Here is a 9,905-nt window from a genome sequence, read left to right as displayed (position 1 = left end):
TGATAGGATGGGCGACGTTTACTCATAGAAAGGCACTCATGAAGTCCGAAGTTACGAATCATGCCCCTAAACAAAGAACACAAACGATTTTAGTAGCAGGAGCCACTGGGAAAACCGGCGGTCCGCTCGTGGAGCAAGCACTGGCTCAAGGTCACCAGGTGCGTGTGATTGTTCGTTGCCGATCCCGGCTGCCCGCATCTGTTTTGGAGCACCCGAATCTTAAAATGATTGAGGCCAGTATTCTGGAACTCACCGATGCGCAGCTCGCCGATTATGTATTGGGGTGCGATGCGGTGGTGTCGTGCCTGGGCCATGTCATCAGTTTTCGGGGCATTTTCGGAGCACCGCGCAAGTTGTGTACGGAAGCTGTGCAGCGGTTATGCCTTGCCATTGAAGCGAATAAGCCTGTTTCTCCAGTGCGATTCATTTTGATGAATACGGTGGGGGTTGCTAACCCTGAACAAGGCGAGCGGCGCACTTGGCCCGAGAAGGGTGTGCTTACGCTATTACGTTGGTGCATTCCGCCGCACGTTGATAACGAGTTGGCCGCGAATCACTTAGAGAATGAGGTAGGGTCTTCGAATGATTATGTTCAATGGTGCAGTGTTCGGCCCGATTCGCTGATTGATGAAAATGTTTCTACCTATGATGTTGTAGCCTCGCCGGTCACTGGTATTTTTAGCGGACGACCGACGACTCGGGCCAATGTGGCTCACTTTATGTTGGAGTTGGTTGATAGTGATGACCTTTGGGATACCTGGAAGTATAAAATGCCGGTGATTATGAATAGTCTTGGGTCTTAGGGGCTTATTAATGTCAATTTGGGACAATCATGTTTTGCCCCATGACGAACTAGAGCAGCTGGGGCCAGGGCTCTGGCAAGTTACGGGTAGCTTGGACAAGAATCCATTGCCAAGGAATATGCAAATTTGGCGAGCGCCTTCTGGGGGTTTACTTATTCATAGCGCCATTTGTTTGGATGAGGCAGGCATGGCGAAAGTAGATGCTCTTGGACCGGTTCAATGGATTGTTGTTCCGTGTCCTATGCACCGCACTGATGCGTTACCTTATCGTAAGCGTTATCCTGACGCGCAGCTTTTGTGCCCGGTTGCTGCCAAAACCAAAGTGGAAGAAGTCGTTTCGGTGGATGGGGATTGCGAGTCTGTATTGCCCACTCTTGGTATTACGGTGTTGGATCCGAAGGGCATCAAACCGTTTGAGTTGCATCTGCTCTTGCCATTGGAAGATGGAACCAAGGCTTTGATGGTTACAGATACTCTGTTCAACTTGGGACACAATCCGCCCGGCGGTTTTGGCGGCTGGATGCTCAAGCTCATGGGCAGTGTTAAGCCCTTGGGTATGACGCGTATTGGACGCTGGCTTCTGCTTGAGGACCGCGCTTTATGGCGGGAGCATCTTGAGCAATTGGCAGAAACAGAAAATCTTCATCTGCTTTGCATGGCCCACGGAGCGTTCGTACAAGGCGATGTGCGCGCAGCACTTCTAGAGGCGGCTAGGCAATAGCAGGGCTAGATTGCGTTCTTCTCGTGGCTTTTGGAAGCAAGAGCAATTGACAATTCCCAGGTCAACTGGGCAAGTGGCTAGCCATGCTTGTAGTATTTGATTTAGATGGAACGGTTGTTGACTCAACCCGCGTACTTTTGGAATCCCACGCCGCGGCTTGGGCCAGTGTGAACCGTCCATGCCCGCCGGCAGAAACCATTCTCGAACTTATTGGTTTGCCACTGATTGACACCATGCAAAAGCTTGATCCCACGCAAGATGCTGAGCACTTGGCCGAGGTTTATTCAAAAGCCTACGTCGAGGGTGCTCACCACGAAAAGCTTTTCGATGGTATCGACGAGCTTTTAGCCAGGCCGTTTCGGGCGGCAGTCGCGACCGGAAAAAGTCAGCGAGGGGCCGAGCGGGTGGTCAAGCAATTTGGTTTCGAGGGCCGTTTTGAGATTGTTCTCGGCGGTGATTCAGTACCTCGAGCGAAGCCCTTTCCCGATATGCTAGAAGCCATCATGAAAGCCACAGGCACCACAGCCAGTGAACTGGTGATGATTGGCGACACCACCTACGATTTGGAGATGGCCCATGCCGCAGGCGTCAAAGGTATCGGCGTTAGCTGGGGGCACCATGCGACCGACCGGCTGCGTAAGTGGGCTCCAGTTGTTGATACGGTTGGGGAACTGCAACAAATGCTCAATGTTACCTCAAGGTGCCAGAACTGAAAAGAACCTCGATGGGTGAAACGAGAACGCGCTCCTTACTGGCGCGGGTTACCATTGATCTCTATCCAGCATGCTACAAAACCAAGACCTTTTGACTCATTGATGATAACTCTCTTGAAGGTTAAGAGGTTATTGATGGCTAGCCAAGAGATTACGAGTCAGTCCAATGTCTAACGAGAGTGAAACACGGCAGTGGACACGCAAATTACCCACGGCGGTTGTGGCCATTGTGATTGTGGCAACACTCGTTGTGATCAAAACCATCGCCTACTTTCAAAGCGGCTCTATGAGTATCCTCGCGTCTTTAACGGATTCTTTGCTCGATTCTGTAGTTTCCGTGATGGCCTTGGTCACGATTCTATACGCACAACAGCCGGCCGATGAAGATCACCGCTGGGGCCATGGCAAAATGGAGGCAGTGTCGGCACTCGTCCAAGCATCAATCATTTTCGGTGGCGCTGCATTCTTGGTGTTTACGTCCATTAACCGGCTCTTTGAACCTAAGCCCATTATCGACCATCAGTTGGGAATTTTGGTCATGTGCGCCTCGATTGGCTTGTCGCTGATTTTGGTTTTGTGGCAGCGAAGAACACTTAAATATGAAAAATCTTTGACCATTGAGGCGGACAACATCAATTACGGGAGTGATGTCCTAATCAATATCGGAACCGTTTTTGTACTCTTGGCGAGTTACTACGGAGCTCCTCTCTGGCTTGATTCTGTTTTTGCTCTATTAGGGGCCGGCTTTATGGCGTTTATGGCGCGTACTGTCCTTGTGAAGTCTTTGAATATGCTCTTAGACCGCGAATTACCCGACGAAGATCGCAACGCAATCATCCGCAAGATCGAAGCACATGAGGCTGTTTTGGGATGGCACGACCTACGAACCCGGTACCAAGGAGAGTTTTATGACATCTCATTTGATATCGAGGTAGAGCCTGATTTAAGCCTTTTGGACGCTCACAGTATTACGAAAGATTTAGAGTCTCAGCTCTTAAAACTGTATCCAATGTGTGAGGTCATGATCCATGTTGATCCGAAGGGATTCCCCCATGATGCCCGCCACAGAGTGAAGGGCGTCCATATGTAGCCGCGGCCCCTAGGGACGTTTAAACCCATCTCGCGCCGCGTGGCACTCTTCTCGAATAGCACAACCTGGCGTGTGGTCGTTCACAAGTCCCATAGCCTGCATAAAAGCATATGCGGTGGTTGGTCCGAAAAATCGCCAGCCCAGTTTCTTTAAATCGGTGGCGAGTTTTTTAGAGCCTGGAGTCTTGGAAACGAGATCTCCTACGTGCAGAGCCGACTCGGCTGATGGCTGCGGCTCGTAGCGCCAGATGAATGTACCCAATGAGCCATGTACCTCAACCATTTCGCAAGCTCGCTGCGCGTTGTTGATGGTGGCTTCGATTTTTCCGCGGTGACGAATGATTCGAGCATCGCCTAGAAGGCGTTCGACGTCCCTTTGGCCAAGGCGGGCGACCTTTTCAAAATTGAAGTCTAAAAAGACCTCGCGAAAGGCCGGCCTCTTGTTGAGAACCGTTCGCCAAGACAAGCCAGACTGAAAACCTTCGAGACAGATTTTTTCAAAGAGTTTGTGGTCGTCGTCTACAGGAAATCCCCACTCAGTATCGTGGTAATCGAAAAATTCAGGAACTGAACCGGCCCATTTACAGCGCGGTCGCCCGTCTTCACCCATCAACAAGCCATCTGGGAGCGGCCCTTGTTCTGTGCTCTCCATTCATGAACCCTATCAGAACTTGGACTTTCGCCGTATCCCCTTCTGAATGACGCAGCGTTTCTAAAACTCTTTGATCTTAAAGCACGAACTTCAAGCCAAAGACCTTGTCAAAAACCCACTGAAATACCTTCTTATGGCATGGGAAATACCACGCAGCCGACCCTTCTGATTTTCCCCCATCAGCTCTTTGAAGAGCATCCGGGGCTTTGTCTCAAGCCAACGAATGTTGTGCTTATCGAAGACAATTTGTTCTTCGGCGACTTGGAGTATCCAACCCTCTTTCACAAGCAGAAATTATGGCTCCACCGGGCTACGATGAAGCGTTATGAGGCAAGCCTAGTAGATCAAGGTTTTGATGTTGAGTATCTTCAGCACACCCCCAAAAAAGATGGCCTAAAGGCCTACCTCAAGTCTGCGGCTGGAAAAAAAGTTTCCAAACTCGTGGTCGCTGATGTTCATGATTTTGAACTCTCGCGGCGGCTCATTGCCTACAGCCAAGCATCCAAGATTGAATTGGAACAACTCGATTCTCCTATGTTCATCAACTCCGAGCAGGAGAATACCGACTATCGAAAGGGCAAGAAACGCTGGTTTATGGCCGACTTTTATAAGTTTCAACGCAAACGTCTGGATATCCTCATGGAAGAGGGTGAACCCATGGGTGGGCAGTGGAGCTTTGACAAAGAGAACAGAAAAAAAGTTCCCAAAAAAATGCTCGGGGATATTCCAAAATTAGAAAAACCGAGCCACGACGAAATCGATCAAGAAGCACGTAAACATGTCATGCGTGTCTACAAAAAGAACCCTGGTCACATCGAGCATCTGTTGTACCCAACCTCGCATGAATCAGCTCGGGTTTGGTTGGATAAGTTCTTTGCCCAGCGGTTCGAGCTCTTTGGAATCTACGAAGATGCCATGGTGCAGGGGCAAAATTGGCTTTGGCACAGCATCCTTACGCCGTCCATGAATGTCGGTCTGCTCACCCCAGGACAAGTTGTGCAAGCAGCCACGGACTATGCTTTAAAAAATGATGTCCCGCTTAATTCACTCGAGGGGTTCGTGCGACAGATCATTGGATGGCGAGAGTTTATGCGCGCGACGTACAAAGACCTTGGCGTGAGCATGCGAACCACCAACCACTGGAAACACGAAAGAAGCATCCCTCAAAGTTTTTATGATGGGACGACCGGGATTGATCCTATTGATGATGTCATTAAACGGGTCGTCGACACGGGTTACTGCCACCACATCGAGCGATTGATGGTGCTGGGCGGTTTTATGTTTCTCTGTGAGTTTGATCCCGATGAAATTTATCAATGGTTTATGGAAATGTTTGTCGACAGTTACGACTGGGTCATGGTGCCCAATGTCTACGCCATGAGCCAAAACGCCGATGGCGGTCAAATTACCACGAAACCCTATTTTTCGGGTTCGGCCTATATTCGCAAAATGAGTAATCACTCTCAGGGCGAATGGAGCGATGTCTGGGATGGGCTGTATTGGCGTTGGATTTGGAACCACACAGATGAGCTGGCGAAAAATCCGCGCTGGGCAATGATGTGTTCGATGGTGCGCAAGATGGACAAGAAAAAACGCGAAACCCATTTGGCCAATGCGGAGGGGTTTCTGGCTAAGCTTTAAGATTGGCGAAGGTGTACCTCTACCGAGCCTTACTCTAAGCTGCTCATGAACTCCGCTCCCCCCGCAGATAAGCCCGCTCTGACGCTTCACTCAAAACAAAACTCAGGATCCTTGGATACTCACTAGAACTCGACTAGTTTGTTATGTCTCGTGAGCGGATCCGCGATGACACTCAATGAGTCGCGGCATGTTAGTGGAGAAGGTAATGCGTATCAGACCTATGAAAATCCATGGCACGAACAAGGCCCTGACCTTGGGTGCGCTCTTAGCGGTATCCGTTGCCGGTTTGGCTGCATGCAGCGCTGTACTCGACCGCGGTTTACTGGCCCATATGTCAGCAGGCGTCGTATCGAGCGGCGGCGAAGGAGAGTTTAAGCGAGGCGCCGCTTTTCATTTTTGTGGTTGGCCATTCTCTAAAGGAGAGTCAGATCTTCAAGCCATGGTGCCGGGTCTGTCTTGGTATTACAACTGGTCCTCGAAGCCCTTGGAATGCGCCGACGGGCACGGAGTGGGCAAGAGTGAACTCATCACCTCAGGCCAGGTTGAGTTTGTTCCCATGGTGTGGGGCCTCATGGGTGAAGGAGAGAAATGCGCAGAGGGCGGGCCTTGTTTTCGCGTCGACGAAAGAGGCGGCGGCGCTTCCTGCCGAGAGGTGTGCGCCAAGGCGAATTGGTCTTTTAACCCCGGCGGTGCATGCTATGGATGTTACCATGAAGGCATCGGCCGCGAAGCCTTTCTCAAGGATGTCCCCAGCCAATCAAAATACTTACTTGGATACAACGAACCGAACTTTAAAGAGCAGGCCAACCTAAGCCCCCATGTGGCGGCGAAAGGCTGGCGTCATCTAGAATGGGTAGCGGACAAGAACAATCTCGAACTCGTGGGTCCAGCCACAAATTTTTGCGACCCGACTCCCGGTGCCATGCACCCCGGTGCATGCATAGAGGCGGTCGAGGGTAAGCGGATGTTTGGCCTGGCTTGGCTTGAGATGTTTTACGATGCGTGTACTGAAAACGGTGCGGCTACTCGCAAGTGCCGAATTGATTACCAATCTGTTCATGCATACAGCTGCGGCGGCGTTTCGTGGATGATTGAGCTCATGAAGGGCAAAGCGGGGCTTGTGGAGCCCTCTGCGGCGCATTGTCGAAATGGTATTCAGGACGAGGATGAGTTCGGGACCGATTGCGGAGGGAATACTTGCACTGCCTGCAGCGAACACGCCCGCTCGATGTTTCGAAAGCCGGTGTGGCTTACGGAGTTTGCGCCGCCAAAGGATGATTGCGGTATTCAAGATGGGGCGGCGTTGGACAAACGCACGCTTGAGTTTATGGCGCAGGAATTGCCCAAACTCCAACGTGACCCGTATGTCTTTCGTTATGCTTGGTTCATGCCGAAAGTAGACATGTCGAATCTAGATCACACTGATTTATTGGTAGAGGATGAAGCGGGCGTTTTAAATACCCTTGGGGAATTTTACTTTGGGCGCTTTACCAAAGCGAACCTGGTTCAAGATTAAGCCTATTCGCTTCGGCGACTTTCTACCTGATATCATCTGGTGCGTACTTAAGAAGAACTGGGACTACAATATCCTCTTCATCCTCGAGGTGGCGATTGAGGTAAGCTTGCAGGTTTTCAAGACTCTCAAGGAGACAAGCGGCCTGTTTTTCGAACTCTTCTTTTTGGGCGCTTTCGTAGAGTAGGCTGTGGGTATGTTGTGAGAACTTACCCAGTAAATGGTCAACCATGAGATGGTCGGATTCTAATATTGCAAACCCTTTACGTGCACGGTCGTCGAGATTTTTGAGAAGAGGGAAAAAGTGCTGGTCCTCAATCTGATGATGACCTTTCAAGCCATTTATAAGAAATCCAGCCTCTTGGTGCATGCTGTGGGCAAATCCCGCCGGGTCGTCCATGGTCTCGAGCATGGTTTTGGTTTCGCCTTGAAGCCGAAGCATTTTTTTTCGGAACCCGTTGTGACGACTTAACCAAAATCGAATCAGCCCGGTGTAATGTGGATGGGTCGTCCAACTCTCGCGAGGCAATTCCTGGGTCAGGAGCTGGCAGCTTGGTGGCCAGGGTTTTCGGTCCATTGGTGGAGATGATGGCATGGCTGAATGGACTCACTCTTTTCTTGGAATCAAGCGGTAGCGATTTATAGCATAACCCTATTACCCGCGTGATGTCTCAAGAGAAGCGCCTGGGTGAGGTGTTTTTAACTTAGCTTCGCGTTATAGATTAACCCATGAATGAGAATTTTCGGTTACCCCGGTGGGTGGTTTTGTGGATGGGTATCAGCACCTTGGTGGTGATTTGGGATGCCCTGTTTATTTTGTTTCGCCCAGCCTCTTTTCCTGGGGGTGACATCGGTTTTCTCTGGGACTTTGCCTATTCCATTTACATGGAAGTAGACCGGGCCTATGCCGATCAGGGTAATACCTACATTCATGCACTGGCAACGATGAGTCTGCTAGAGGCTTGCCTCGTTTACTGGGGGCTCTACGCTCACAAGCAGGAGAGCAACCGGGCAGCTCATCTTTTGATTTTGGTGGCTGCGAGTCTAACGGGTGCCAAGACCATGCTCTTTGTTTTGGTAGAAGCGTGGTCGGGTTGGCATTCTATCGGGCACAATGAACTGATGCCTCTTCTTTTTGTGTGGATTATACCCAACGGCCTATGGATTGTGGTTCCTGGAGCAGTCATATTCGACACGAGTAAAAGACTCATAAAACATCTCAAGACGTAAGGAGAGTACGATGAATATTCGTTTAAGTTATTTTAATTTCCCTTTTTGGCGGGTTGAAACAAGCAGACTGGCCTTGCACATTGGCGGTGTTGAATTTGAAGACGTGCGAGTTGGCCGAGAAGAATTTATCGAAAAGAAAGCCGCTGGCGTGTTTCCGTATGGGCAACTTCCTGTTTTGGAAGTTGATGGAAAGATGTTTGCTCAATCTGTTGCCATCGCAAAATTTTGCGGGAAGCTCTCTGGGCTTTACCCAAAGAACGATGATCTCGCCGCTTTACGAGTCGATGAGTTCTTGGATGCAGCAGCGCAAATGACGAGTTTGGTAAATCCCTCCATGCGCGAGAAGGATCCAGAGAAACGAGCGGCGCTGCGTGAAGAACTCGGTAAAGAAACATTCCCGCGTTGGCTTGGTTTACTCGAGAAGAGAATGGGCGAGGGAGACTACCTCGTGGGCGATTCGCTCACGGTTGCAGATCTTGCGATTTGGCGATTGCTTGGCTGGTTATGCGGCGGGGTTCTAGATGGTATTCCAAGCGACTTACTCACTTCGCATAGCCGCTTGGAAGCGCATTTTAAATTCATCGATGGTCGCGAAGACATCCGCGCCTGGATGGAAAAGCATTACGGCTGACCCATACCCCCGGGTACGCAATAACCACCATCGGTATTGCAAGTAAGATTCCCTGGGCAGTCGTCATCGGTTTCGCAATTTGCGATACATCGTGTGTCGCCGCTGGGGACTTCTATGCAACTGCATCCCAGTGCTGCTTGAGGGCAAGCATCAACGCAGTCAGCATCTGACTCACATAAAGGTGCGCCTCCGCCTTGGCCACCGCCGCCTTGGCCTCCACCACCTTGACCACCATCACCACCACTACCACCTTCAGTGCCAGAAAAGCATCCCAGAATGTAGGGAAAGGTTGCGGTTGCATGGTAGCGGTAGTCGCCGTCTGGTCCCACCCGGCCGTTACACTCATCAAGATAAGTCGTGTCATCGGGCCGCGCCTCAAATTCGTGGTTGTCCCAGGCGTAGGTGGTGGGATCACCGATTTGATTCCAGCCACTTTTAAATTCAACCACTTCGGTGCAGTCTGCATCGGTGCAACCCAAAGGACCGTAAATGGGGAATCCATCGAGAGCCCATCCGATGACCGGGGAAGGCACGCTGGTATCGGGTTCATTATCAACGCCCAAATCAGACAGACATTGAACGAGCATGGCATGGTAGTGGTAAACGCCCCCACCGGCCGTGTGTCCCAGGCAAAAGTCTAGGATGTCATTGTACACCGGGTCGCCATAGGGGTCGGGCTGAGCTGCCTCGTTGGGCCCATAAAGTGGGATACCGTTGACCGCTACACCAATGGGGCCAAGCAGCGCGATTTCGGATGTTGTATCAGCAATCTCGGGATTACGCGGAATTTGAAACGCGTAGTTCTGAGATGTCAGCGCGTTGGGTGTGATCTGTACAAAGGTGTAATTGGGGATTCCGTTTGAAACCACGGTCATGACGGTTTCGGTGCAAGTAGCCGACACTTGTGGGTCA

At 50.8% G+C, this 9,905-nt stretch carries 11 protein-coding genes; 8 read left to right on the top strand and 3 right to left on the bottom strand.

Going from position 1 to position 9,905, the window contains the following annotated elements; all coding sequences use genetic code 11:
• Positions 1–38: 38 nt before the first annotated feature.
• From HOK28_10810 to HOK28_10795, 4 genes are all read left to right on the top strand, one after another.
• The gene (locus tag HOK28_10810) at positions 39–803 is read left to right on the top strand and encodes an SDR family oxidoreductase (GenBank protein MBT6433575.1); all 765 of its coding nucleotides are present in this window, start codon (positions 39–41) and stop codon (positions 801–803) included.
• Positions 804–813: 10 nt separating this feature from the next.
• Positions 814–1,524 carry a hypothetical protein gene (locus HOK28_10805; protein MBT6433574.1) on the top strand — a complete coding sequence of 237 codons (711 nt, stop codon included), beginning with the start codon at positions 814–816 and terminating at the stop codon, positions 1,522–1,524.
• A gap of 83 nt (positions 1,525–1,607) precedes the next feature.
• Positions 1,608–2,237 (top strand): HAD-IA family hydrolase, encoded by a 630-nt coding sequence (locus tag HOK28_10800; protein ID MBT6433573.1) that lies wholly within the window; start codon positions 1,608–1,610, stop codon positions 2,235–2,237.
• Positions 2,238–2,403: 166 nt separating this feature from the next.
• Positions 2,404–3,327 carry a cation diffusion facilitator family transporter gene (locus tag HOK28_10795; GenBank protein ID MBT6433572.1) on the top strand — a complete coding sequence of 308 codons (924 nt, stop codon included), beginning with the start codon at positions 2,404–2,406 and terminating at the stop codon, positions 3,325–3,327.
• 9 nt (positions 3,328–3,336) lie between these two features.
• Here the strand turns inward: HOK28_10795 and HOK28_10790 are convergent, their stop codons facing one another.
• Entirely contained in the window at positions 3,337–3,978 is a 642-nt protein-coding gene (locus tag HOK28_10790) for a DNA-3-methyladenine glycosylase I (GenBank protein ID MBT6433571.1), read from the bottom strand.
• Between the two features lie 138 nt (positions 3,979–4,116).
• Here HOK28_10790 and HOK28_10785 point away from each other — a divergent pair, with 138 nt between their 5' ends.
• On the top strand, positions 4,117–5,619 hold the full coding sequence (locus HOK28_10785; GenBank protein ID MBT6433570.1) for a cryptochrome/photolyase family protein: 1,503 nt from the start codon (positions 4,117–4,119) through the stop codon (positions 5,617–5,619).
• Between the two features lie 205 nt (positions 5,620–5,824).
• A complete protein-coding gene (locus HOK28_10780; GenBank protein MBT6433569.1) occupies positions 5,825–7,135 on the top strand; it encodes a hypothetical protein in 1,311 nt (436 codons plus the stop codon).
• 22 nt (positions 7,136–7,157) lie between these two features.
• On the opposite strand, the gene HOK28_10775 is transcribed toward HOK28_10780, so the two are convergent.
• Complete coding sequence (locus HOK28_10775) at positions 7,158–7,727, bottom strand: hemerythrin domain-containing protein (GenBank protein ID MBT6433568.1); 570 nt, start codon at positions 7,725–7,727, stop codon at positions 7,158–7,160.
• A gap of 134 nt (positions 7,728–7,861) precedes the next feature.
• Between HOK28_10775 and HOK28_10770 the strand changes: the two genes are divergently transcribed.
• Entirely contained in the window at positions 7,862–8,362 is a 501-nt protein-coding gene (locus HOK28_10770) for a hypothetical protein (protein ID MBT6433567.1), read from the top strand.
• Between the two features lie 10 nt (positions 8,363–8,372).
• Positions 8,373–8,993 (top strand): hypothetical protein, encoded by a 621-nt coding sequence (locus tag HOK28_10765; GenBank protein MBT6433566.1) that lies wholly within the window; start codon positions 8,373–8,375, stop codon positions 8,991–8,993.
• On the opposite strand, the gene HOK28_10760 is transcribed toward HOK28_10765, so the two are convergent.
• Positions 8,984–9,905, bottom strand: a 922-nt coding sequence (locus HOK28_10760) for a YHYH protein (GenBank protein MBT6433565.1), incomplete at its 5' end; no start/stop codon positions are given. The two genes, HOK28_10765 and HOK28_10760, sit on opposite strands and share 10 nt — an antisense overlap.

The sequence above is a fragment of the Deltaproteobacteria bacterium genome (genome assembly GCA_018668695.1).
Taxonomy (GTDB): Bacteria; Myxococcota; XYA12-FULL-58-9; order XYA12-FULL-58-9; family JABJBS01; genus JABJBS01.
Note: the sequence above shows the minus strand (reverse complement) of the source record. Positions and strands in the feature narration are given on the sequence as shown.

Bases quoted from the DNA above. Each gene is read 5' to 3' on its own strand.
- HOK28_10780 (MBT6433569.1), top strand. From the start codon at position 5,825: ATGCGTATCAGACCTATGAAAATCCATGGCACGAACAAGGCCCTGACC.
- HOK28_10810 (MBT6433575.1), top strand. From the start codon at position 39: ATGAAGTCCGAAGTTACGAATCATGCCCCTAAACAAAGAACACAAACG.
- HOK28_10795 (MBT6433572.1), top strand. From the start codon at position 2,404: ATGTCTAACGAGAGTGAAACACGGCAGTGGACACGCAAATTACCCACG.
- HOK28_10790 (MBT6433571.1), bottom strand. From the start codon at position 3,978: ATGGAGAGCACAGAACAAGGGCCGCTCCCAGATGGCTTGTTGATGGGT.
- HOK28_10775 (MBT6433568.1), bottom strand. From the start codon at position 7,727: ATGCCATCATCTCCACCAATGGACCGAAAACCCTGGCCACCAAGCTGC.
- HOK28_10800 (MBT6433573.1), top strand. From the start codon at position 1,608: ATGCTTGTAGTATTTGATTTAGATGGAACGGTTGTTGACTCAACCCGC.
- HOK28_10805 (MBT6433574.1), top strand. From the start codon at position 814: ATGTCAATTTGGGACAATCATGTTTTGCCCCATGACGAACTAGAGCAG.
- HOK28_10765 (MBT6433566.1), top strand. From the start codon at position 8,373: ATGAATATTCGTTTAAGTTATTTTAATTTCCCTTTTTGGCGGGTTGAA.
- HOK28_10770 (MBT6433567.1), top strand. From the start codon at position 7,862: ATGAATGAGAATTTTCGGTTACCCCGGTGGGTGGTTTTGTGGATGGGT.
- HOK28_10785 (MBT6433570.1), top strand. From the start codon at position 4,117: ATGGGAAATACCACGCAGCCGACCCTTCTGATTTTCCCCCATCAGCTC.